General features: G+C 65.5%; 22 protein-coding genes. 11 read left to right on the top strand and 11 right to left on the bottom strand.

The genetic code is table 11. The annotated features are described in order from the left end of the window. Positions 1 to 178 precede the first annotated feature (178 nt). On the bottom strand, positions 179 to 1,501 hold the full coding sequence (locus AB0J29_RS33025; RefSeq protein WP_364794552.1) for a hypothetical protein: 1,323 nt from the start codon (positions 1,499 to 1,501) through the stop codon (positions 179 to 181). A gap of 147 nt (positions 1,502 to 1,648) precedes the next feature. On the opposite strand from AB0J29_RS33025, the gene AB0J29_RS33020 reads away from it, so the two are divergent. Beyond that, complete coding sequence (locus tag AB0J29_RS33020) at positions 1,649 to 2,197, top strand: lipoprotein LpqH (RefSeq protein ID WP_364794523.1); 549 nt, start codon at positions 1,649 to 1,651, stop codon at positions 2,195 to 2,197. Between the two features lie 115 nt (positions 2,198 to 2,312). Continuing rightward, positions 2,313 to 3,116 (top strand): hypothetical protein, encoded by an 804-nt coding sequence (locus AB0J29_RS33015; RefSeq protein ID WP_364794522.1) that lies wholly within the window; start codon positions 2,313 to 2,315, stop codon positions 3,114 to 3,116. Positions 3,117 to 3,173: 57 nt separating this feature from the next. Here AB0J29_RS33015 and AB0J29_RS33010 read toward each other — a convergent pair whose 3' ends face one another. After that, the gene (locus AB0J29_RS33010) at positions 3,174 to 3,416 is read right to left on the bottom strand and encodes a hypothetical protein (RefSeq protein WP_364794520.1); all 243 of its coding nucleotides are present in this window, start codon (positions 3,414 to 3,416) and stop codon (positions 3,174 to 3,176) included. A gap of 268 nt (positions 3,417 to 3,684) precedes the next feature. On the opposite strand from AB0J29_RS33010, the gene AB0J29_RS33005 reads away from it, so the two are divergent. Beyond that, entirely contained in the window at positions 3,685 to 5,757 is a 2,073-nt protein-coding gene (locus AB0J29_RS33005) for a PhoX family phosphatase (protein ID WP_364794518.1), read from the top strand. Positions 5,758 to 5,828: 71 nt separating this feature from the next. Here the strand turns inward: AB0J29_RS33005 and AB0J29_RS33000 are convergent, their stop codons facing one another. Further along, positions 5,829 to 6,488 carry a glycoside hydrolase family 25 protein gene (locus tag AB0J29_RS33000; RefSeq protein WP_364794550.1) on the bottom strand — a complete coding sequence of 220 codons (660 nt, stop codon included), beginning with the start codon at positions 6,486 to 6,488 and terminating at the stop codon, positions 5,829 to 5,831. 212 nt (positions 6,489 to 6,700) lie between these two features. Next, positions 6,701 to 8,038 (bottom strand): glycogen debranching protein, encoded by a 1,338-nt coding sequence (locus AB0J29_RS32995; protein WP_364794516.1) that lies wholly within the window; start codon positions 8,036 to 8,038, stop codon positions 6,701 to 6,703. Between the two features lie 200 nt (positions 8,039 to 8,238). On the opposite strand from AB0J29_RS32995, the gene AB0J29_RS32990 reads away from it, so the two are divergent. After that, entirely contained in the window at positions 8,239 to 8,934 is a 696-nt protein-coding gene (locus AB0J29_RS32990) for an SDR family oxidoreductase (RefSeq protein WP_364794515.1), read from the top strand. A gap of 166 nt (positions 8,935 to 9,100) precedes the next feature. Next, positions 9,101 to 9,889 (top strand): polysaccharide deacetylase family protein, encoded by a 789-nt coding sequence (locus AB0J29_RS32985; RefSeq protein WP_364794513.1) that lies wholly within the window; start codon positions 9,101 to 9,103, stop codon positions 9,887 to 9,889. An 84-nt stretch (positions 9,890 to 9,973) separates the two neighbouring features. On the opposite strand, the gene leuS is transcribed toward AB0J29_RS32985, so the two are convergent. Continuing rightward, on the bottom strand, positions 9,974 to 12,823 hold the full coding sequence (gene leuS / locus AB0J29_RS32980; protein WP_364794511.1) for a leucine--tRNA ligase: 2,850 nt from the start codon (positions 12,821 to 12,823) through the stop codon (positions 9,974 to 9,976). 358 nt (positions 12,824 to 13,181) lie between these two features. On the opposite strand from leuS, the gene AB0J29_RS32975 reads away from it, so the two are divergent. Continuing rightward, positions 13,182 to 13,589: an SdpI family protein gene (locus tag AB0J29_RS32975; protein ID WP_364794509.1), complete on the top strand. Its 408-nt coding sequence runs from the start codon at positions 13,182 to 13,184 to the stop codon at positions 13,587 to 13,589. 95 nt (positions 13,590 to 13,684) lie between these two features. Here AB0J29_RS32975 and AB0J29_RS32970 read toward each other — a convergent pair whose 3' ends face one another. Continuing rightward, positions 13,685 to 14,044: a cupin domain-containing protein gene (locus AB0J29_RS32970; RefSeq protein WP_364794507.1), complete on the bottom strand. Its 360-nt coding sequence runs from the start codon at positions 14,042 to 14,044 to the stop codon at positions 13,685 to 13,687. 191 nt (positions 14,045 to 14,235) lie between these two features. Here AB0J29_RS32970 and AB0J29_RS32965 point away from each other — a divergent pair, with 191 nt between their 5' ends. The 3 genes from AB0J29_RS32965 (at position 14,236) to AB0J29_RS32955 (ending at position 16,697) form a co-directional block, all read left to right on the top strand. Continuing rightward, positions 14,236 to 14,751, top strand: a complete 516-nt coding sequence (locus tag AB0J29_RS32965) for an EXLDI protein (RefSeq protein ID WP_364794505.1) — start codon at positions 14,236 to 14,238, stop codon at positions 14,749 to 14,751. A gap of 127 nt (positions 14,752 to 14,878) precedes the next feature. After that, on the top strand, positions 14,879 to 15,856 hold the full coding sequence (locus tag AB0J29_RS32960) for an ATP-binding cassette domain-containing protein (RefSeq protein ID WP_364794504.1): 978 nt from the start codon (positions 14,879 to 14,881) through the stop codon (positions 15,854 to 15,856). A gap of 67 nt (positions 15,857 to 15,923) precedes the next feature. Further along, entirely contained in the window at positions 15,924 to 16,697 is a 774-nt protein-coding gene (locus AB0J29_RS32955) for an ABC transporter permease (protein WP_364794503.1), read from the top strand. A gap of 63 nt (positions 16,698 to 16,760) precedes the next feature. On the opposite strand, the gene AB0J29_RS32950 is transcribed toward AB0J29_RS32955, so the two are convergent. The 3 genes from AB0J29_RS32950 to AB0J29_RS32940 form a co-directional block, all read right to left on the bottom strand. Next, positions 16,761 to 17,471, bottom strand: a complete 711-nt coding sequence (locus AB0J29_RS32950; protein ID WP_364794502.1) for a zf-HC2 domain-containing protein — start codon at positions 17,469 to 17,471, stop codon at positions 16,761 to 16,763. Next, on the bottom strand, positions 17,468 to 17,977 hold the full coding sequence (locus AB0J29_RS32945; protein WP_364794501.1) for a sigma-70 family RNA polymerase sigma factor: 510 nt from the start codon (positions 17,975 to 17,977) through the stop codon (positions 17,468 to 17,470). Before AB0J29_RS32945 ends, AB0J29_RS32950 begins: the two co-directional genes overlap by 4 nt. A gap of 185 nt (positions 17,978 to 18,162) precedes the next feature. Beyond that, positions 18,163 to 18,807 carry a YqgE/AlgH family protein gene (locus tag AB0J29_RS32940; RefSeq protein ID WP_364794499.1) on the bottom strand — a complete coding sequence of 215 codons (645 nt, stop codon included), beginning with the start codon at positions 18,805 to 18,807 and terminating at the stop codon, positions 18,163 to 18,165. A 115-nt stretch (positions 18,808 to 18,922) separates the two neighbouring features. Here AB0J29_RS32940 and AB0J29_RS32935 point away from each other — a divergent pair, with 115 nt between their 5' ends. Next, complete coding sequence (locus AB0J29_RS32935) at positions 18,923 to 19,684, top strand: 1-acyl-sn-glycerol-3-phosphate acyltransferase (RefSeq protein WP_364794498.1); 762 nt, start codon at positions 18,923 to 18,925, stop codon at positions 19,682 to 19,684. A gap of 1 nt (position 19,685) precedes the next feature. On the opposite strand, the gene AB0J29_RS32930 is transcribed toward AB0J29_RS32935, so the two are convergent. Continuing rightward, on the bottom strand, positions 19,686 to 19,997 hold the full coding sequence (locus AB0J29_RS32930) for a GNAT family N-acetyltransferase (protein ID WP_364794496.1): 312 nt from the start codon (positions 19,995 to 19,997) through the stop codon (positions 19,686 to 19,688). Positions 19,998 to 20,189: 192 nt separating this feature from the next. Here AB0J29_RS32930 and AB0J29_RS32925 point away from each other — a divergent pair, with 192 nt between their 5' ends. Beyond that, complete coding sequence (locus tag AB0J29_RS32925) at positions 20,190 to 21,788, top strand: alpha/beta hydrolase (RefSeq protein ID WP_364794495.1); 1,599 nt, start codon at positions 20,190 to 20,192, stop codon at positions 21,786 to 21,788. Between the two features lie 61 nt (positions 21,789 to 21,849). Here the strand turns inward: AB0J29_RS32925 and cutA are convergent, their stop codons facing one another. Further along, positions 21,850 to 22,071 carry a divalent cation tolerance protein CutA gene (gene cutA / locus AB0J29_RS32920; RefSeq protein WP_364794548.1) on the bottom strand — a complete coding sequence of 74 codons (222 nt, stop codon included), beginning with the start codon at positions 22,069 to 22,071 and terminating at the stop codon, positions 21,850 to 21,852. Positions 22,072 to 22,281: the final 210 nt, after the last annotated feature.

Below are 22,281 nucleotides of genomic sequence, written 5' to 3'. Positions count from 1 at the left end.
TCATGGTTCGCTCGCTACGCTCACTCATGCCTCCACCTCGCTAACGTTCGGTTCCGGTACGAGCGAGTGCTCGGCTGTGTTCATGGTTCGCTCGCTACGCTCACTCATGCCTCCACCTCGCTAACGTTCGGTTCCGGTACGAGCGAGTGCTCGGCTGTGTTCATGGTTCGCTCGCTCATCAGCTCGCCCTCGATTCCGCCGGATCCGGCTCGGTGACAAGGGAGCGCACATTCAGCGCCTGTTTGACCCGCATGCGATGGTCCAGCATGACCGAGCGCGCCACCCCATCGAGCAGATCCCACAGCTCATCCGGCTCGGACACGCCGAACTCCCGGACATCACGGCCGTGCAGGCGAACCCACAGCCGCCGCAGATAGGGTCGCCACGGCGTGCGCAGCTCGGTGGCGATGGCCGCCAATGGGCCATCGGGCATTTCGATATCGGTGCGCACCGCGAGCCGCCGCGCCTGCAGCACGTATGCCTCCCGCTGCCAGCGGCCATTGATCACCCGATGCGCCGCCGTTTCGGCTGCGCCATTGGTATCGGACACAGCGGCCGTGATCGGCCGCAGCCCGAGCGCGAGCGCGGCCCCGGCCGTTGCCGCGACCCGCAGTGATTCGTCCAAAAGTGCCCAGGGCGAACAACTTCGGGCGATCTCCGTGGTCACCAATTCCGGAATGGGCGGCAGTTCGGCCCGTTCACTCGAGGCCTGCAGCACGGTGAATACGCGCTCGTAGATGGTGCGATCGAAGGGCAATCCGAGACTGGCCTTCGAGGCCGACGAACCGAGCGCCGGTGGTTGCGGTACCGGCGCCGCGGTCAGGCCGAGCTGATGTGCCGTCGGATCGAAGGTGTTGTCCCAGAGTCGGATTCCCCCGTGCGTTCCGGCATGGGTGGCAACCAGCTGATCCAAGGTCGGCTGCCCGTCGGCGGTCCGACCGTCGCGTGCCGCGGCGGCATCGAGCAGCGCCGCGAACAGTTCGGCATGATCTCCGGTTGGTCCGTCCACCGGGCGTCGTCGCCACGCGATATCGATCAACGAGCCGAGTTCGGCAGTCCGCGCATCCGCGGTGATGTACTCCTTGAGCGCCTGTGTCGTGCGCCCCGCCGCGAATTCGTGTACACCGCGCAATGTCGCCTCGGCGGTCGCCCGGTCCCGGTCCTGGTCCGGCATACCGGATGTGGTGGCGAGTTCGAAGGCGCGCTGGAAATACAGATCCTGCGGATTGCCCTCGGTGATACGCAGCGTCCGTCGGACCTGTTTGAGCAGCGAAAACCACGCCGCCGTCGCGCGGAGCAGATCGGCGGCGGCATGGATTCGGGTGGCGAGCAGGACCGCGCCGTCGGCGGTGAGGATCGGGCCCGCGCACAGCGGATTCTGCACCGGCCGGATGACCAGTGGATCCAGGATGAGCTTGACCGTCCGCCGTAGCGGCCCGCCGTGGGGTCCGCTGAGCGGTTCGACGCCCTCGAGTCGGCGCCAAACCTCGTCCAGCACCATCGCGCGCGGCCGTCGCATTCGACCAGGCTAACGGAACTTTGCCCGCTTCAGACGCCGAAAAACCTGGGATCGGTAGGGCGCATTCGATTTCTACCTTTCTCGTATCGGCCCAACACCGGAGCCGAACGAAGCAAAAGGAACTCGATCATGAACACCAAGCCGGTCCGTATTTCCGCCGCCGCCGTCACCGCCTCGGCCGCCGTTCTCGCCCTCTTCGTCACCGGATGCAGTGACGATTCGGGCAGCTCGCCGACCACCTCGGCGAAGCCGGGCACCTCGGCCGCCGCCGCCCCGGCACCGGCGTCGGGCAAGTCGACCGCCGCGGTCGACGGCAAGGCGCTCGACGGCAAGTTCGAGACCACCTGCGCCAAGCAGGGTGACACCCTCGCCCTCGCGCTCAGCGACACCGATAACGCCACCTACGGCACCCTGAGCGTCAGCGCCTCCATTACCGGCACCGACCACGTCCAGGCCGTCGCGGTCGCGGGCAGCAAGGGCGGCGCCAACGGCATGCCCTACGCCCTCGGCTTCGGTAACGGCATGCCCGGCGGCTCGGCCGAAGTCGTCAAGGACGGCAATACCTACAAGGTCACCGGTGAGGGCGTCGGTGCGCCCGACCTCACCAATCCGACCGCGGGCCCGAAGAACTCGAAATTCGACATCACCTTCGCCTGCTCGACCGTGGTCGGCGGCTGATCCGGACGACCATCCCCCGCACGCTCCGCCTCGCCGGCGCTCGCTCACGCCCCTCGATACCAGGGGCGTGAGCGGGGCCAGCGAACCAAACCTCCGCATTCACAAGGGAATACCAATGAAAACCATCGCCCGCTCGCTCGCCGCCGCCTTCCTCGTGCTCGCCATCGGCTACTACCTCTGGCACGGCCTCACCTACACCAGCTCCGGCCCCTTCGACGACGGCACGCTCGCCTGGGTCGGGCCGCAGATGGCGCTGCCGATCATCGCCCTGACCATCGTTCCGATTGTCTTCGCCTGCACCGGCGAGGGCATCATGGCCGCCTACACCGGCAACAACAGCTCGGCCTTCCGCAATGGTCCGATCGGCATCGGCACCATCAAGTCCTTCCGGCAGACCGGTCTGACCGTCAATGATCAGCCGCAGATCCGCATCGACTTCAGCGTCGAAGGCATTGACGGCAAGATCTTCGACTCGCACGCCACAATGATCGTCCCGCTCACCGAGCTCGCCCTGCTGCAGCCCGGCGTCGTACTGCCGGTGCGTTATCTGCCCGATCGCACCGACAAGGTCGAGGTCGACCGCTCCGGCGATATGTCGGCGGCGCAGCGGGCCATGAACGAATCCATGATCCGAAAGGGCTTCACCACCAAGGCCGAACTCGATATCGCCGAGCGCGGTATTACCGCCCAGGCTGTTGTGCAGTCGCTTTCGGTGCCCGGCGAAATTCGCGATGGGCACTCCAAGATCGAGCTCGGTCTGGTCGTAACCCGGTCCGACGGAACGACTTTCAGCACGAGTGCGCACAAATTCCTGCCGCCCGCCAGCGTCGCCCAGGTGCAGGTCGGTCGCATCCTCCGGGTGCACTATCTGCCGGAGAACGAACAAGAGGTCGTGATTGCACTGCAAGTCAATGCCTAGCCCCGACATCGAATGTCGCTCTCGTGCACCAGGACGGGAGCGACATTTGTTCGTGCGTCAGAAGACTCGGTGGCTGAAGAAACTGTGATGGCAGGTGGGACGCTTGCAGACCGCACCATCGCCCGGGATGAACCCGATACAGGTGGGGTGGGTGCACCGGTTGCAGCCGCCGTCGCCCTCCGTGCCCATATTGTCGTGGTCGACGACTACGCGGGCCTCATCCACCGCGCCCGCGAGAATCGAATCGAGATAGTCCAGCGCTTGCGGGGTGAGCTGGGCTCGTCCTCCGGACAAAGTCATCGCACTTCTCCTGACTCGCTACTCATGTCCTCGGTATCGATCCTCCTCCGAGAAGAGGAGTAGCACATCGGTAGCGCGTTACGTGACTCGATCGAAATCTTGAGTATTTGACCAGGTAAAGGCGTTATCGCCAGGTCAGCGCGAGGATAGCGGGCGGGGTCTTTGCGCATTAAGGGTTACCTAATTGGTCGGGCGTTCATCTGACCGTTTCCTGTGGATTGCCTCAGCGGCATACGGTGCGCCGGTCAGCACTAGTCAGGAGTTCGTCGTGACAACGAAACCCCTCGCCCTGTTCGTGCAGCGGGACGGCCAGCCGAAACGCTCGGCCATCACCTGTCAGTACAAATGCGGTAACGCCTGCTTCCACGAGGTTCCGAACGCTTCGGACAACGAATACTTCGGCGATATGGTGCGCGCGGCGCTGACGCGGCGCGGCATGCTGAAGGGCAGCGCGAGCGTTGTGGTCGCGGTCGGTGCGGCCGGTGTGCTCGCGGCTTGCGGCGATGGCGACAAGGTCGGATCAGCTACGGGCGGGTCGCTGGTCGACGGTGTACCGGTAGGTACCAACTTCACACCGGTCGCGCCGAATTCCGATGACGCACTGGTCATTCCGGAAGGCTATGAACACAACGTCGTAATCCGCTGGGGCGACCCGTTGTTCGCCGATGCACCGAAGTTCGATGCGAATGCCCAGTCCGCGGCGGCGCAGGCCGTACAGTTCGGCTTCAACAACGACTTCGCCGCGCTACTGCCCATCGAGGGCCAGGCGAATACCTATCTGCTGGTAGTGAATCACGAGTACACCACCGAACCGCAGATGTTCAAGGGCTACAACAAGGAAGAGCCGGCACTCGCGCATTACCAGACCGCCATTGCCGCGCACGGCCTTTCGGTAGTCCAGGTCAAGGGCGAATCCGGCACCGGCAAGCTGACAACGGAATTCGGCAAGTACAACCGCCGCATCACCGGCACCACCGAATTCACGGTCACCGGCCCCGCTGCGGGCAGCGCCTTCCTGAAGACCAGCGCCGATCCGTCCGGCGCCAAGGTGCTCGGCACCATGAACAATTGCTCCGGCGGCCTGACCCCTTGGGGCACAGTGCTTTCCGGTGAAGAGAACATCAACCAGTACTTCGCCAACCGCGACAAGGTCACCGACGAGGCCGCCAAGGCCAGGCTGGCGCGCTACGGCTTCCCCAACGGCGCCTCCGAACGCAAGTGGGAGCGGCACGAAGCGCGCTTCGATCTGGCGAAGGAACCCAATGAGGCCAACCGATTCGGCTGGGTCATCGAGGTGAATCCGTGGGATCCCTCGGCCGCGCCGATCAAGCACACCGCGCTCGGCCGGTTCAAGCACGAGGCCGCGACCATTCACGTCGCCAAGGACGGCACCGTGGTCGCCTATATGGGCGATGACGAGCGCTTCGATTACATGTACAAGTTCGTCTCGTCGCGAAAGGTGCAGTCCGGCACCGGCCAGGCGAGCATGCGGCACAACCTGACGATCCTGGACGCGGGCACACTGTATGTCGCCAAATTCACCGGCGATCACCCGGACAAGATCGATGGCAATGGCACGGTGCCATCGGATAAGGGGTTCACCGGTACCGGCCAGTGGATTCCGCTGCTGGTCACCGGCGAAGATGGCAAGGCCACCTCAAAAGTGGACGGCTTTACCGCCGAAGAGGTTTCGGTATTCACCCGGTTGGCGGCCGATAAGGTCGGCGCGACCAAGATGGACCGTCCCGAGGATTTCGAGGCGAATCCCAAGTCCGGCAAGGTCTACGTCGCGCTGACCTACAACGAGCAGCGTGGCGCGCAGGGCAAGACCGCCATCGACGAGGCGAATCCGCGCAATATCAACAAATTCGGGCAGGTGCTCGAACTCGACGACGATCACGCGGGCACCACATTCACCTGGAATATCCTCATGCTGTGCGGTGACCCGAAGACCTCCGACACCTACTTCGCCGGCTTCGACAAGACCAAGGTCAGCCCGATCGCGGCACCGGACAATCTCGCCTTCGACGATTACGGCAACCTGTGGATCTCCACCGATGCCTCGCGCGCCAACGGCGCCAATGACGGGCTGTTCTCGGTGGTGCTCGACGGGCCGAATCGCGGTGAGACCAAACAATTCCTGACCGTCCCGTTCGGTGCGGAGACCTGCGGTCCGACGGTGTCGGAGCAGCGGGTCACCGTGTGCGTCCAGCATCCGGGCGAGCGCGATGACGCGACCGCGGAAAAGCCGGCCTCGCATTGGCCCGATGGTGGCGATAGTCTGCCCCGACCCGCCGTAGTCTCGGTGTGGAAGAAGGGCGGCGGGCGAATCGGTACCTGATCGATTCCATCCCGCACACACACGAAACCGCTACTCGACAACCTGCAGGGAGTAGCGGTTTCGTGCTGTTTTCAGCCGTTATTGGCGTAGCGCGCGAAATCGCCTTGGGCGCCGCTGTATACGTTGACATCGGTGCCGCCCGCGATACCGGGAATGCGGCCGCTGTCGGTGGTCTGCCAGAACGTCCAGCTCCGCCAGCCGCCGGGTACCTCGGGATGTTCGTTGCCGCGGTAGTCGGCGATCCAGAGCGGATACTTGGTGAATTCATTCGTATTCGCCATGGCCGTCTTCCAGAAATTCGGATAGGTGTAGATGATCGGCACCCGTCCGGTCAGGGCCTGCACGGTATTCAGATACCGGTGCGTCCATGCGATCAGTCCGCCCGGATCGAGTCCGCCCGCATTCTCCAGATCGAGCACCGGCGGCAGATCCAGCGGCCCGTTCTGGCCGAGCACGACCGTCGCGTACAGCGCCGCCTGCGGCTCGGGCGGCAGATTCGGTCGCGCGTAGTGATACGTCCCGCGCGCGACCCCCGCCGCCCGCATCAGCAGGCTGTCCGGCACGAAATAGGGATTGACGTAACTCAACCCCTCCGTGGCCTTCACCATGGCGAAATCGTGCCCAGCCCGCCGTACCGCGAACCAGTCGATGAACCGGCCGTCGACATGCTGCCACGACGACACATCGGGCCCACTCGGTTCGGCCACCGCCGTCCCGGTTGGGGTAGCCATCAGGATGCTGCCCACGGTGATCGCGGACAACGTCACAGCGCGAGTCGCTCTCCAACGAGTGCTATCCATGCTGTTCGACGATAGCGACAACTGCCTCGTGTGACTAGTGTTACTCCTGAGGCATTAGCGAAGTATTCACCCGCCGCTCGCTGGGATCGCGCATATCAACAGCGGCCCGCAGCCGATTTCCCCGTCACGAGCGGCCGGATGCGTCAGCCGAGCCAGTCCAGTACGGAGGCCGCGGTCCAGGACTGCTGCATGCTGCCGAGCGGTTCGCCGGTGAAGGGTTCGTAATATTCGGCGAAGCTGCCGTCGCTGGCTTGGCGCAGACCTTCGGCGCGGAGCATGAAGGAGCGTTCGGCCCAGCCGCGGCGGGCGAAGACCCAAGAGAACAGCCAACTCATGACCGGCCAGACCGGACCGCGCCAATACTCGCGGGAGCGGAAGTCCTTGGAGACCGGTGAGGTAGACGGCGGCAGGGCGTAGCACAGGTCCGGATGCCCGCAGAAGCGTGGGCCCTCGAACAGCCGCAGCAGGCTGCGTTCGGTGTCGCGGGGCAGGCCGCCGCACAGCAATGGGGCGAACATCGAGAGGGTTTCGGTATTGATCCAGCGCTCTAGGCGCACGTCGAAATCCCTGGCCGCGCCCGTGCGGGCATCGGTGGTCGCGACCACGCCGCCGCGGAAACGCTCCGCCCACGAATACAGTTCACGGACATCGGCATGGGGCTGCTTGTACTCTTCGCCGATATTGGCGAGCACCTCACACGCCAGCGCGAAGATCGCGGTGACGAAGACGTCCTCCACCGCGAAGCTCATCGTCGAGGCGAGCTGGTAGTCGTCGTATCCGGCGCGGCGCATCTGCTCGACCAGCCACAGGTAGCGGTCGTATTCGCGATCGCTCGGCCGCTGCGATGGGTCCGCGACCACCAGCAGATCCTCGCGCTGATAGGGCGGCAGATCGCCGGGTGTCACATTCGCATAGGCCCGATCCCAGCGCGGCGAATTGTCCATCCCGGATTCCCAGCCGTGATACAGCGTGATCCGGCCGCTCTCCTTGGGGTCGCGGGCATGGGCGAGCCAGCGATGCCAGCGCACCAGATCCGGCCAGCGCCGATTCAGGAATTCCTCGGCCACCGCCCGGGTACTGCGGCCGTGTCGACGCGAATGGTCCAGGATGCGCTGCACCGCGATGGCGTGCACCGGTGGCTGGGTGATGCCTGAGGTGTCCGGACCGTCGGGGGCATTCGCGGCCAGCTTCTTGCACTCCCAGCGGGCCGGGCCGGGGAAATAACCGTCCACACCATTGGCGAAGACGATGTGCGGGATCATCCCGTTCTTCCACTGCGCCGAAAGCAGGGTGTCCAGTTCGACCACCGCGCGCTCGACGCTGAGCGGAGCCAGACCGACCGCGACGAAGGCGGCGTCCCAGCTCCACATGTGCGGATACAGCCGGGGCGCGGCGCTGGTCATAGTGCCCAGATCATTGCCCCGTAGCAGGTAGGCGGCTCGGGCCGCGAGCTGTGTTGGGGTGAAACCCGGGTGTGCCATCTCCCTATTCTGCGATGGCACCCGCAAGTACGCCCGCTCAGTGACTCGCGTCCGGTCCTGGTACGCCCCGGTGACCAGCTGTTGTGCGCCGGATCTCACTCTGCATGCCCCGTCCGTGAATTCCATGTATTCGATTTATGCATTCATCGCCGCGCGCGGGTAGTGCTACGACCCGCATCGGTGGTCGATACGGTGGCCCCATGACCTCCGCCGCGACCAGCACATCGAAGCCGACCGCGCTGATCACCGGCGCCAGCCGCGGGCTCGGCGCCGCGATCGCTCGCGAACTCGCACCGACCCACGATCTGTTGCTCGGCGCCCGCTCGGCCGAGGCGCTGCGCGCGATATTAGGCGAACTGCCCGGCGCCATTGGATGGCCGGTCGACTTGACCGACTATTCCGCAGTGGCGGAAGCGGTTTCACCGATTCGACACCTGGATGTATTGGTACACAACGCCGGTACTGCCGACCTGGGTTCGATCGCCGAATCCTCGGTGCAGCAGTGGCGAGATACCTTGGAAGCCAACGTAATTGCCGTCGCGGAATTGACCAGACTGCTGCTGCCCGCGCTGCGTGCGGCCAATGGTCACGTCGTGTTGATCAATTCGGGCGCCGGATTGCGGGCCAAAGCGGGTTGGGCGTCCTATGCGGCGAGCAAGTTCGGTTTGCGGGCGTTCGGTGACGCGCTGCGATTGGAGGAGCCGACGCTGCGGGTGACCTCGATCCACCCCGGCCGCATCGATACCGATATGCAGCGGGAGATCATCGCGGGTGAGGGGCGGGAATATCGCGCGGCGGAATTTCTGCGGCCGCAGACCGTCGCGGGGACCGTGCGCGCCGCCATCGACACACCGCGCGACGGCCATCCCACCGAGATCGTGCTGCGACCCTACTGATTCGGCTTTCGTCCGCGCGATGATGTCGTCTTCTCGACATGTTTCTCCGAGGTTCAGCTCGAGGACAGTTTCGCTCGGTACCCTCGGGGGTGTTACCTGCACGTTTGCGTCGACGGGACGACGAGGCGGCGGGGCGCGGATAGAGCGAAGCTAGAGGGTGCGAATCGTGGATAGACGTCGGCTGCTGACATTGCTTGCCACGGGCACCGCGGTGGCATTGACCGGCTGTGTGCGGGCGCAGGGGGAGCCGTTCCCCAGTGGTTCGGCGGGCGGCGGGCCGATACTGCCCGCGCCGCCGCTGCTGCCGCCCCCGCCGATCGGACCGAAGACCCCGATTCCGGCGCGGACGATCACCGCACTACCGGGCGGGGGCAGCACTATGGCGCTCACGATCGACGACGGTGCGAGTTCGGAAGTCGTCGGCGCCTACATCAAATTCGCCAGGGATACCGGCGCGCGGTTCACCTTCTTTGTGACCGCCTACTACGACTCGTGGACGATCCACCGAGATGCGTTGCGCCCCTTGGTCGATTCCGGGCAGATCCAGCTCGGCAATCACACCTGGGACCATGCGGACCTGACCAAACTGTCCGCCTCGGGCATCTCCGCGCAACTGGAGCGAGCCAAGACCTACCTGTGGAACAACTTCGGTGTGGATGGCACGCCGTACTACCGTCCACCGTTCGGTCGCCACAACGGCACGGTCGATCGGGTCGCCGCAGATCTCGGTTACACCGTCCCGACCATGTGGTACGGCTCGCTGTCGGACTCCGGCGTAATCACCGAGGACTACCTGTTGGAGTGCGCGCGTAAGTATTTCAACCCGCAGACGATCGTTATCGGGCATGCCAATGCGCCCGCGGTAACGCATGTCTATGGGCAGCTCGTGGACATCATCAAAGAGCGCAATCTCTCGATGGTGACCCTCAACGACGTCCTGCTGCCGCCGCGCTGACCGCGGTTGCGCGGGGTCGCTGCGCACTTCTTTGCCCGCAGCGTGCGAATGACCCGGAAAATCCGTGCGCGGAGCGGATCGCGGCTACGCGACGATATTGATGAGCCGTCCCGGCACCACGATCAGCTTGCGCGGCGCACTCCCGCCGAGCAGTGCCGCGATCTTCTCATCGGCCAGTGCGGCCGCCTCGATGGTCGCGTTGTCGGCATCGGCGGGTACCTGGATTCGGCTGCGTACCTTGCCGTTTACCTGGATCGGGTACTCCACCGACGCCTCGACCAACAGGGCTGGATCCGCGATCGGGAACGGGCCGTGGGCCAGGGACTGCTTGTGTCCCAACCGTTCCCACAGTTCCTCGGCGATATGGGGTGCCATCGGGGCCAGCATCAGCACCACGGGCTCCACCACTTCGCGCGGTGCGCCCGCGGGGTAGCTCTTGGTCAGATGGTTGGTCAGCTCGATCAGTTTGGCGCCCGCAGTGTTGTCGCGCAGTGCGGCGTAGTCGTCGTCCACGCCGGCGATCGTCTTGTGCAATAGGCGCAGCGTTTCCTCCGACGGTGCCGCGTCGGTGACCCGGATCGCGCCGGACTCCTCGTCGACGACCAGTCGCCAGACCCGCTGCAGGAACCGGTGCGCACCGACGACATCCTTGGTCGCCCATGGCCGGGAGGTATCCAGCGGCCCCATCGACATCTCGTAGAGGCGGAAGGTGTCGGCGCCGTATGTATCGCACATCTCGTCCGGCGAGATGGCGTTCTTCAGCGACTTCCCCACCTTGCCGTATTCCTGGAACGCCTCGATCTCGATGCCGGTCGTGGGATCGGGGAAGTAGTGCTTGCCGTCGCGCTCGATGATCTCGGCGGCGGGCAGATACGTGCCGCGCGCGTCGGTGTAGGCGTGCGCCTGGATGTAGCCCTGGTTGAACAGGCGGCGGTACGGCTCGTAACCGCTCACCTCACCCAGATCGAACAGCACCTTCTGCCAGAACCGCGCGTACAGCAGGTGCAGCACCGCGTGTTCGACACCGCCGACGTACAGATCGACGCCGCCCGGATCGTTCGGGCCGTGTTCCGCGGTGCGTGGGCCCAGCCAGTACTGCTCGTTCTCCTTGGCGCAGAATGCATCCGCGTTCGTCGGGTCCGCGTAGCGCAGCTGGTACCAGGAGCTGCCCGCCCAGTTCGGCATGACATTGGTATCGCGCCGGTATTGCTTGGGGCCATCGCCCAGATCCAGTTCGACATTCACCCAATCGGTGGCCTTGGCCAGCGGCGGCGACGGTTCGGAGTCGGCGTCGTTCGGATCGAAGGTGACCGGCGCGAAATCGTCGAGCTCCGGAAGTTCGACCGGCAACATGGATTCCGGCAGTGCGTGCGGTGCGCCGTCCTCGTCGTAGACGATCGGGAACGGCTCACCCCAGTAGCGCTGGCGGGCGAACAGCCAGTCGCGCAGCTTGTAGTGGACGGTGCCCTTGCCGTGGCCGTCGGCCTCCAGCCGGGCGATCACGGTTGCCTTGGCCTCCTCGACGGACAGGCCGTTCAGGTAATCGGAGTTCACCAGCGCGCCGTCACCGGAGTAGGCCGCGGCCGAAATATCCCCGCCGGAAATGACTTCCACGATCGGCAGGCCGAATACCGAAGCGAATTCCCAGTCGCGCTGATCGTGTCCGGGCACCGCCATGATCGCGCCGGTGCCGTAACCGGACAGCACGTAGTCGGCGATGAAGATCGGCACCTGCGCGCCGTTCACCGGGTTGGTCGCGTAGGAACCCAGGAAGACGCCGGACTTCTCCTTGTTCTCCTGCCGCTCCAGATCAGATTTGGCCGCGATCGCCTTGCGATATGACGCAACGGCTTCCCGAGGGTCACCGGCGTCCTCGAAGGTCCAGCGCGGATCGACACCCGCAGGCCAGTCCTGCGCGATCAGCCGGTCGACCAGCTCGTGCTCGGGCGCCAGCACCACATACGTGGAACCGAACAGGGTGTCCGGCCGGGTGGTGAAGACCTCGATCCGCTGACCATCGGCATCGAATTCGACTTGCGCGCCACGGGATCGCCCGATCCAGTTGCGCTGCATGGCTTTGACGTTCTCCGGCCAGTCCAGGTGATCCAGATCGTCGACCAGCCGGTCGGAGTAGGCGGTGATGCGCATCATCCACTGCCACAGTCGCTTCCGGAAGACCGGGAAGTTGCCGCGCTCACTGCGGCCGTCGGCGGTGACCTCCTCGTTGGACAGCACCGTGCCCAGACCGGGACACCAGTTGACCACCGAATCCGTTTGGTACACCAGGCGATACGAGTCCAGCACCTCGGCGCGTTCGGCCGCGGTGAGATCGCGCCAGGCGCGGCCGTCGGGCGTCGGCCGGGAGCCGGAGTCGAACTGTGCCTGCAGTTCCGCGATCGGGCGGGCGCGGTCCAAATCCTGGTCGTACCAAGCGTTGTAAATGCGCAGGAAGATCCACTGCGTCCACTTGTAGTACTCCGGATCGGTGGTCGCGAACGTGCGCCGCCGGTCGTGGCCGAGGCCCAGCCGGTCCAGCTGACGCTGCATGGTGGCGATATTCGAGTTGGTGGTCTGGCGCGGATGCGCACCGGTCTGCACCGCGTACTGTTCGGCGGGCAGACCGAAGGCGTCATAGCCGAGCGCGTGCAGCACATTGCGGCCATGCATCCGGTGATAGCGCGCGAACACATCGGTGGCGATATAGCCGAGCGGATGCCCGACGTGCAGACCCGCGCCGGACGGGTACGGGAACATATCCTGGACGAACAGCTTGTCGGCCGGGGTCGCACCCGCGAGCGGGCCTACCGGGTTAGGCGCGTGGAACGTTCCGCGCTCATCCCAGGTCCGCTGCCACCGGCGCTCGATGCGGCCGGCGAGGCCAGCGTTGTACCTGTGCTCCGGTACATCGCTTTCGGTTGCACGAGTGTCCGCCACGGTCCTGCCTTCTTGTTCTTGCCGATCCCCGTCATAAATGTGTCTATCAGGGTAGAACGTCCGGGCTCATGCATCGAAAAAGGGCCGGACTGGACCTGCCTGTGCGTGGCTGCGCGGCCCACGCGGCGTCGATGCCCGGTCGCGATGGTGGGTGTTGGGGGAGATCGCTCGATGCTCGCCTTCGCTGTGCCGCAGCGACTTCCGCTCCTCGTGCGCGATTCGGGCTGGGCGGTTGGTTGCCGTGTGCATCGCTGGCCGCAGATCGGTGTGGAATATGCCTGTCCGGACCCGCTGCGTCTCGGATGCTGGACGGGGAGCGGGGCGGCGCAGTGATGCGGCGATGCGCTAGCCTGCTCGAGTGTTCGTCGTCGCTCTCGCCCTGTTCGTGCTGGCCTTGGTCGCCATCGCAACCGGCGTGCTCGGACTGGCCGGTCGGCTGCCACGCAACCGCTTCGTCGGGGTGCACACCGAGGCGGCACTGCACGATGACGAAACCTTCCGCATCGCCAACCGCGTCGCCGCCCCCACCTCCGTGGCCGCGGGCGCACTGCTCTTCGCGGGCGGCCTCGTCGCCCTCGCCGCGGGCGGCTTCCCCGCACTGATCGTGGCGTTGGTCACAGCGACGGTAGCGCTGTTCACCCTCGGCGCAGGTGCGAATGCCGCAGCCCGCGCGGTCGAGGAGCTGGTTCCCGCCCAAGAGATCGGCGGCTGTGGATCCTCCTGCGGCGCGTGCTCGTTGCGCGACACCTGCGCCCCGACCAACTGACGCGCGGTCGAGACCAGATCCCATCGCGACATCGAGCGCGCTGCTATTCGCTCCATTTCCGGAGGCGGCGAGCACCGGACAAGTCGGCTCGAACGCTATTGGTCGGCGCATTCAGGCGGATCGACGTGGTGGGACAGCGGACTGCCGACCGGGTTCAGGTACAGCACGAACAGCGTCACCGGTTTTGTTCCGAGATTGCGTGCCACATGTGGATAGGACGGGCCGCTGGGTTCGCGGAAAATGCGGCCGCGGCGGTAGGTGACCGGGACACAGTCGGCACCGGGGTGGTCGAGGATGCCACGGGCGACCAGAACCAGCAGCGTGCCGTCGTGGTAGTGCCAGCCGCTGGTCCCACCTGGTTCGATAACCGTCTGGCGCCCGATGACCTCGCGCCGCCCCACCGTCAACCGGAACAGCACCCGACTCGCCGTCCCCCGCGCCGGCGCCCCATTCACCTCAAACCTCAGCCACCGCACCACCTCCCCATCGAACCACCGCGCGATCAAGATCAGGTGGAACCTACGGCGGCATCGCCCGAGAAGCCCCTGCCGCCAGCGCAACCTGATCTTGATCCCCAATGGCGCCCGGGAAATCTTGTGTGCCGCCACATCTTGCGTGTACGTATACATCTACGTATAGTGAGTTCATGCCCAACAAGACGATCTATGTTGCCGATGACGATCTGCCACTATTCCAGCGCGCACAGGAATTGGTCGGCGGCAACCTTTCGGGGGCGGTGACCACCGCGCTGCGGCGGTTCATCGAACTGGAAGAGGGCAGGCTGGAGGGCTACGACGAGGTAGTGCTGCGGGTCGGTCACAACGGCGTGCGCCAGGTCCGCTTCTCCGGGGCCCTGCTCGGCGAGCATCGCGATATAAACGACGAGCGCATCGAACACGTCCGGGTGTATCGCAGCCGGAAGGGCAAGTTCGTCATGCACGCCCACTACTCGAACTGGGACGAATATCCACAGAACGCCAATTGGGTGAAGGATCTGACGAACTGGCGTCGCCTGCTCGGCGTCGGCGATCAGGACTGGGGCGACTTCATTTTCGAGGTCGTCGATTCGCTGGGCGAATTGAAGGGGAAAATTCCGGACAAGCTCTATGAGCGGATAGCCGAGATCGCCGACCGCCCGCCGGTCGAGGAACTCGATATCTAGCCGAACTCGACAGCCCGTCGAATCAACCGAATACAACACACTCGACGCCGCACCGGACTCCGGTCGCGGTGCAGGTAACTCATGCTGTCATTCGCATTAATTTATGAAACTTTCGGGAAGGAAGACCATGACCAACGGTCATCGCGCCCCCGCCATCGCGGCGCAGGGCGTGTGTAAATCGTTCGGTGAGCACATGGTGCTCGACGGCATCGACATCACGGTCCCGGAGGGCACGATCTACTCCCTGCTCGGCCCGAACGGCGCGGGCAAGACCACCACCGTGCAGATCCTCACCACGCTGCTGCGGCCCGACGCAGGCGATATCCGCGTCGACGGCCATGATCTGGTCACCGAACCCGATGCCGTGCGCACCGCGATCGGTGTCACCGGCCAGTTCTCCGCGGTAGACGAATTGCTGACCGGACGGGAAAACCTGGTCCTGATGGGCGATCTGCATCATCTGCCGCGGCGCGACAGTAAGCGGCTGGCCGCGGAGCTGCTGGAGCGCTTCGATCTGGTCGAGGCCGGTGACAAGACCGCGGCTACCTATTCCGGCGGTATGGTGCGGCGGCTGGATCTGGCCATGACGCTGGTCGGCGATCCGCGCATCATCTTCCTGGACGAGCCGACGACTGGCCTGGATCCGCGCAGCAGGCGGGCGATTTGGGACATGATCCGCACGCTGGTCGACGAATACAGCGTGACGGTCTTCCTCACCACCCAGTATCTCGAGGAGGCCGATCAACTGGCCGACCGGATCGCGGTGCTCGACCACGGCCGGATCGTCGCCGAGGGCACGGCCGCCGAATTGAAGCGGCGGATACCCGGCGGACATATTCGACTGGAATTCGCCGATCAGCTCGGACTCGCCGCCGCGGCAACGGCATTGGGACCGGACGCGCGCGTCGTCGATGGCGCGGCCGAGGAGGAGTTCACCCTCGCCGTCCCGAGCGATGGCGGTGTCAAATCGCTGCGCGCGGTGCTCGACCGGCTCGACTACGAACAGATCGAGGTCGCTGGACTTTCCGTGCACACCCCCACCCTCGACGACGTATTCCTCACCCTCACCGGACATCCCACCGCCGAAAAGGAGTTTGCGCGATGAGCGAGCGAACAATGAACACAGCCACGTTTGTGGTCATGACGGAGCCGAGCGATAGCGAGGCGCACTCATGAGCACTATGGCTTATGCGTTCGCCGACTCGAAAACGATGTTGCGGCGCAACCTGCTTCATGCGAAGCGGTACCCGAGCATGACTTTCAGCATCATCCTCATGCCGATCATCCTGCTGCTCGTCTTCAACTACGTTTTCGGCGGCGCACTGGAGAAGTCGTCCGGCGGTCACTACATCGACTACTTGACCCCGGGCATGCTGTTGATGATCCCAGCGTATCTGACCGCGGGTGTGGCGGTTTCGGTCTGCACCGACACCACCAAGGGCATTGTGAATCGTTTTCGCACGATGGCGATTTCGCAGTCCTCGGTACTTGTCGGACATGTGATCGGGGCATTGATCCAGGCCCTGCTCGGTATCGCGGCTATGGTCGGTGTCGCGCTGCTCGTCGGTTTCCGGCCGTCGGCGAATGTCGTCGAGTGGATCGCCGCATTCGGACTGCTCGCCATGCTCGTCTTCGGGCTCACCTGGCTCGCGGTCGGCATGGGACTGGTCGCGTCGAGTCCGGAGAGCGCAAGCAATATGCCCTTCCCGCTGATCATGCTGCCATTCCTCGGCAGCGGCCTGGTCAGCACCGACACCATGCCGGTGGTGATGCGGCAGTTCGCCGAGTACCAGCCGTTCACCCCGCTCACCGAAACCATCCGCGGCCTGCTCATGGGTACGGAGATCGGCAACAACGGCATCATCTCCATCGCCTGGTGCGTCGGCCTCGCGCTGGTCGGATACTTCTGGTCGATGTCGGTCTTCCGCAAGCAGGCCAAGCGCTGAATCACCGAAAGCGTCGATCCCCCCACCGAATTCGGCGGGGGGATCGACTGTCGCTCCGGCGCGTCAGACCGTTCCGCGGAGGATGATGTCGCCAGTCTTTTCGGATTTGATCTCGACGCTGTGGATCTTGTCCGGGGGTACGTCCGCCACTCGAGAGATCGTCAGCGCGTCGCCCGGTCCGGCCGTCCACCCGGCGAGTTCGGACTCGGTGCCGTCAGTGCGTCTTACCTTCGCGGTGAACCTCCACGGGTTGTTCTGATTGCTCGGCCCGTAGCTGCAAGTCATCTCCACCTTGGTCTGTCCGCCGCCGAGGTCGATGAGCTTGAAGCTCGCCGAAACGGGCGTCGGCTCCAGCGGATCCATAACTCGTTCGGCGACTACGTGTTCCGCGGCGGGCCGGTCGTGCACGGTGACCGTGGCGACCACCGGAACCGCGATGGCCACCGCGGCCGCGGCCGCCGCGGCCGCAGCGCCGACGGCCGCCCACCGGCCGCGCCGCCTGCGCTTCGCGGCCGCATCGGCGAGCCGGGGCAGCAGCTGTGTGGGGGGATATACCTCGGCCGCAGTCGTTTCCGGCGGCTCGATCATGGCCAGCGCGGTGTCGGGCTCGACCATGGCGAGCAGACCCGGGAATACGGCGAGATCGGCTACCGAGGCCCGGCAGACCGGGCAGCCCGCCAGATGCTCTTCGTACTCCCGTCGTTCGGCGCGGGTCAGGGAGCCGAGAACGTACGGTGCATCCCAGGTCGAGTAGTCGTCGGCGATATCCGTCATTGATTCGTCACCCCCATCTCCTGCAGTGCCAGCCGTAGCGCCCGCATGCCGTAGTGCATGCGGGATTTCACCGTGCCCGCCGGGATATCCAGTTCCTCGGCGATCTGGTCGGTGGAAAGGCCTCGGTAGTAGGCCCGCACGATCACCTCGCGATGATCAGCGCTGAGCCTGCTCAATGCGTCCGCGACCAGCCAGCCGTCGAGGGCCCGGTCGGCCTGATCCGGTGCGGCCTGCTCCGGCGGGTTGTCGGTACGGAATTCGCGCCGACTGCGGGCGCTGCGATGCTCATCCACGGCGAGATTGCGGGCGACCGTGAACAACCACGCGCGTGCCGATGTCGTCGATTGATCGAGCACGTGCGGGCGCTGCCACGCCCGCAACAACGTCTCTTGCACGATGTCCTCGGCTCGACCTGGATCGCGAACCAAACCGAGGGTGTATCGCCATAGCGCCGAAGCATGTTCCTGATACAGAACCCGCATGAGCTCGGCCTGTTCTTCGGGCATCCGTCACCTGCTCCCCCGCCTCTCCGCGCTTTTTGCCGGTCGTTGGATGGTTCGTGGGCATCGTCGCGGGCCGGCGGCTGCGGGGGTGGTCGACTTCTGGACCTACGCGGCGAGTTACCCATGTTCTCGCCAGATCAGTTGTCTCGTCGCATGTCGGAATTTCCTCCTTCATGCAGACCACGTCTCTAGTTGCGTTCCAGTTCAATCGGATGTGAGGCGAGTAGGGACAGGGGTAGTGGCTGGCGGCGGAGCACGTGGGCCCACAGGTCCCGGCGGCCGGTGCTGATCGGATCCGACGGCAGCGCCGACAGGACGATCCAGTCGTTGTTCTGCAGCTCGCCCTCGAGTTGGCCGAAGGTCCAGCCCGCATAGCCGGCGAAGATCCGCAGACCCTCGATCAGCGGACCGATCTGGTCCGGGTCCGCGTCGAGGTCGACGAGCACGACGCGACCATCGATGCGGCGCAGTCCGCGCACGCCCGCGATCGACGCGCCGACGCGCACGGTGCCGAGGCATAGCGCCGCGTCCCGCTTGACCGGGCCGCCGATGAACAGCGTGCGCGGTGCGGCGGCCGCCTCGGTCCAGCGCGGAAGCACGTCGTGCACCGCGGTATCGCTCGGGCGGTTGAGCACCACACCGAGGCTGCCCGCCTCGTTGTGCTCGATGATGTACACGACGGTGCGCCGGAAGGTCGGCTCGACCAGTTCGGTCGCCGACACGAGCAGGGTGCCTGCGCGCACCACCTGCTCGCCCTGCCGGAAATCGCGTCGCCTGCGGTCACCGTGTCCGCCGCGAGTTTTCCGATCGTCCGGGTCATCTGCGCGTGCCACCCCGACATCATCGCACTGGCACGGGCGGTTCGTCGGTCAAGCGGCGTGGCGTATTCCCGGACATAGGGCGCCCGGGAGCGCAAACACCCCGAAACGGACCGGTTAGGGTGTGGCCATGGAACGGCCCGAGGTTCTGCTCGACAACGCTGACACTGTGTACGACTTCTATCGCGACCACCGGCAGAACCGGCTCCAGGCGTGGAGCGCATACGCCTTTCTCGGGCGTCGATACCATCCGCGCGTCACCTATGCCGAGGGTGCTCAAAAGCTACTGCACCAGGTGATTCGCCAGCGCAGGCCGTTGCTCGTCGCGCTCAACCACCTCTCCGAATCCGACCCGTACACCGTCGCCGCCACGGCCTGGCGCAGCGAATTGCGGCCGGTGATCGGGCGGGTCCGCGTGCTGGCCAAGGACGAACTGTTCGTCGACCCCGGCCAGCGCCGCAAGATCGACATGATGGGCGGCATCCCGGTATTCCGCGGTAAGGACCACGGCCTGCGGGCGGTGAATGCAGCCGGGCAGCGGATGATGGACATCTGCGCGGAGCGGATGGCCGACGGCGACGGCATCGCGGTCTTCCCGGAGGGCACCTGCAACGAGGTCGACCACACCGAGGTGCAGACGGTGGGCAGCGGGATCGGGCATATCGCGTTCCGCGCCATGAAGCTGGGTGCGCAGCCAGTCCTGGTCAGCCTGGGGTTGAGCTATGGGCCGCGACCCGATCCCAGCCTGCCGGTCACCAAGGCGGACGCCAAGGCGGCCAGCTTCCATTTCGGGGTGCCGATCATCGAGCTGCCGAGCAAGCCCGCGGAGATCGCCCGGCTGGTGCGCACGGATCTGCAGCAGGCACTCGACGGAGCCGTCGCCGCGTACTGACCTACAGCGGCAGGCCGAGCTTTTGGCGCGCCCACTGCGGAACCGTCGCGATGTACTCCGGTTGCGACTGGACGAAGTGCCGCACCAGGGGGCACATCGGCAGAATGCCGAAACCCTCCTGACGTGAGGCGTTCAATGCCGCCTGTACCAGCACCCGTCCGTATCCGTGGCCTTCGTACCCGGAATCGAGCTCGCTGTGTATGAAGGCTCGCTCGGCGCCGGTGTCCTGATATTCGGCGTAGCCGGCGATGGCACCGTCGACGTAGATCTCGAAGCGTTCCAGCGCGAAGTTGTTACGGACCTCAGTCGACATGGCTCGACGTTACTCCGGTGGGTGCGAAGGGGTTTGCACCGCAATGCCAATCGCGGTCGATCGGCCGCTCGACTTGTCTACCGGCGCCCGGCTGACCAGAATGCTGATGGTCGTGCCGAACGCTTTCGACCCACGGACGGATCCGCGAACGCCGCCAACCGAATACAGCAGAGCCCGGCGGAGGTACGAAACATGATGAGGACGCCAGGTTTTCCGCGAGCGCTGGTCACGGTCGCCGCCGCGAGCCTGATCAGCGGATCGATCGTGACGGGTTGGGCCACGGCCGCACCCGCCGCATCCTTCGGCGCCTGCCCGGACTCGTCGGTGACCGAGGGCCGCGGGGTGCAGTGCGCGGTAGTCTCCGTCCCGATGAATTACGCCGACCCCGGCGGCGCGCGCATCGAACTCACCGTCAGCCGCATCGCCGCGACCGGTGTGCGTCGGGGCGTCATCGTCGCGAATCCGGGCGGGCCCGGTGCGGATGCCCTCGACTACTGGGCCCGTCGGATCGACTCGATGCCCGCCGAGCTCGATGCGCATTACGACCGAGTCGCGGTGCAGCCGCGCGGACTGCGCTGGGCCACGCCGCTGCGCTGCGATTCCCAAACCGCCAGCGCGGCCTCGAAATCGGCTGAGGGCGACCAAGTTTCGCTCGGCGGTGGGAACCGCGACGATATCAAGAAGGCCTGTGACGCTGCGCTGCCCGGCTACCTCGACACCATCACCACCGAAAGCACCGCCCGCGATCTGGACGAGGTGCGTGCCGCGCTCGGCATGGATCGGATCAGTTACCTCGGCACGTCATACGGCACCTATCTCGGCGCGGTGTACGCGTCGTTGTTCCCGAGCCGGGTGGATCGAATGGTGTTGGACTCCAACGTCAATCCCGATTGGGTGTGGACCGAGGAGTTCGCTCAGCAGCAGCTAGCGGGCAAGCAGCGGCTCGACGATCTGTTCGCCTGGATCGCCGAACACAGCGGCGAATACGGGCTCGGTGATACCGCGCTGCAGGTCTACCAGAACTGGGCGCGCCTGGTCGCCGACCAGGGCGGCGGCTGGTACGCCAACCTGACTCCGCCACCCGCGAGCATCGCCGACCTGCCCGGCGCGCTACCCGAACCGCTCGCCGAAATCGCCCGCGACGGCTTCAACGACAGTATGGAACAGGCCGGCAAGGTGCAGAATCTGGTGCGCCTGCTGGTCACCGGCGGTGCGTCCGCGCAGGTGCCGCTGGTCGGTGCGACCGCGGTCGCCACCTACACCCGCACCTTCTGGCCGACCTTCGCCAAGGCGATGGCGGCGGCGAATATCGATCCGAAGAATGTCCGCCAGCTACTCGCCATCGAGGGTGCGACCAGCACCGATCCCACCGGCCGCTTCGTTTTCTCGGCCATCACCTGCAATGAGAACAATGTGCGCGGCCGCTACGAGCTGATCGGCTCGGCCTTCGCCACCATCGCCTCCGGCGGCAACGCCATGGACGCCCGCGCCGACCTGGTCCGCTCCGGAACTGCCTGCGGCAGTTGGAAACCGGTGACCAAGCCGGTACCGATCACCGGAAAGGATCTGCGCACCCGCCCACTGCTACTACAGAGCCGCCGGGATGCGCTGACGACGTACGCGGGCGGCCCGGCCATGGCCCAGGCCATCGGTGGGTCACTGATCACGGTCGAGGGCGGCGACCACGGCGCATTCGGTCGCGGCAATGCCGCCGTCGACGACGCCGTGATGACGTATCTGCGCACCGGTCAGGTCACCATCGACCACGCCGACCAGGCGCCATTGCGGTAGTGGATGCCGGGCGGCACGGGTGACGCCCCGCGCACGGCCGACATCGCCGCCTCTCGTGCGTCTACCGAAGGTTGCGACGATGTGCCGCAACCGGTCTCGGAACTGGCACATACCGTAGCCGAATGCGCGCCCATCCCTGCTCGGCTGTCGTGCGCTCTAACCACTCGGCATAGCTGTCGAGACACCATTCGAGCGGTGACGCGGACACCTCCGGACTATCCCACGGATGCAGTTCCGCGACACGGGAAGCCAGCCGATCCCCTGCGGTCGCGGCTGTGCGCAGAGTTGCTCGCCACTGGTTTACGACGAGATCGCTGGCCCGCCGAGCGGGCCCAGGGGGTGATCCACATCACTGGTTGGTGCTGTCAGGAATTCGGGGGCTGTCTCGTTCAAGGAGCACGCGAACCAGACAGGAGCGAACCATGAAGCACCGCATCGTCGTTCTCGGGGCCGGATACGCCGGAGCCTTCTCCGCCGGATACCTGGCCCGCCA

It is taken from the genome of Nocardia sp. NPDC049707 (assembly GCF_040674855.1).
Taxonomy (GTDB): Bacteria; Actinomycetota; Actinomycetes; order Mycobacteriales; family Mycobacteriaceae; genus Nocardia.
The sequence above is the reverse complement of the archived record's forward strand: the minus strand, read 5'-3'. Positions and strand labels throughout refer to the sequence as shown.

What these genes read in the sequence shown, in the direction of transcription:
- AB0J29_RS33025 (WP_364794552.1), bottom strand. Translation starts at nt 1,501, where the DNA reads ATGGTGCTGGACGAGGTTTGGCGCCGACTCGAGGGCGTCGAACCGCTC.
- AB0J29_RS33020 (WP_364794523.1), top strand. Translation starts at nt 1,649, where the DNA reads ATGAACACCAAGCCGGTCCGTATTTCCGCCGCCGCCGTCACCGCCTCG.
- AB0J29_RS33015 (WP_364794522.1), top strand. Translation starts at nt 2,313, where the DNA reads ATGAAAACCATCGCCCGCTCGCTCGCCGCCGCCTTCCTCGTGCTCGCC.
- AB0J29_RS33010 (WP_364794520.1), bottom strand. Translation starts at nt 3,416, where the DNA reads ATGACTTTGTCCGGAGGACGAGCCCAGCTCACCCCGCAAGCGCTGGAC.
- AB0J29_RS33000 (WP_364794550.1), bottom strand. Translation starts at nt 6,488, where the DNA reads ATGGCTACCCCAACCGGGACGGCGGTGGCCGAACCGAGTGGGCCCGAT.
- AB0J29_RS32995 (WP_364794516.1), bottom strand. Translation starts at nt 8,038, where the DNA reads ATGGCACACCCGGGTTTCACCCCAACACAGCTCGCGGCCCGAGCCGCC.
- AB0J29_RS32990 (WP_364794515.1), top strand. Translation starts at nt 8,239, where the DNA reads ATGACCTCCGCCGCGACCAGCACATCGAAGCCGACCGCGCTGATCACC.
- AB0J29_RS32965 (WP_364794505.1), top strand. Translation starts at nt 14,236, where the DNA reads ATGCCCAACAAGACGATCTATGTTGCCGATGACGATCTGCCACTATTC.
- AB0J29_RS32960 (WP_364794504.1), top strand. Translation starts at nt 14,879, where the DNA reads ATGACCAACGGTCATCGCGCCCCCGCCATCGCGGCGCAGGGCGTGTGT.
- AB0J29_RS32955 (WP_364794503.1), top strand. Translation starts at nt 15,924, where the DNA reads ATGAGCACTATGGCTTATGCGTTCGCCGACTCGAAAACGATGTTGCGG.
- AB0J29_RS32950 (WP_364794502.1), bottom strand. Translation starts at nt 17,471, where the DNA reads ATGACGGATATCGCCGACGACTACTCGACCTGGGATGCACCGTACGTT.
- AB0J29_RS32945 (WP_364794501.1), bottom strand. Translation starts at nt 17,977, where the DNA reads ATGCCCGAAGAACAGGCCGAGCTCATGCGGGTTCTGTATCAGGAACAT.
- AB0J29_RS32935 (WP_364794498.1), top strand. Translation starts at nt 18,923, where the DNA reads ATGGAACGGCCCGAGGTTCTGCTCGACAACGCTGACACTGTGTACGAC.
- AB0J29_RS32930 (WP_364794496.1), bottom strand. Translation starts at nt 19,997, where the DNA reads ATGTCGACTGAGGTCCGTAACAACTTCGCGCTGGAACGCTTCGAGATC.
- AB0J29_RS32925 (WP_364794495.1), top strand. Translation starts at nt 20,190, where the DNA reads ATGATGAGGACGCCAGGTTTTCCGCGAGCGCTGGTCACGGTCGCCGCC.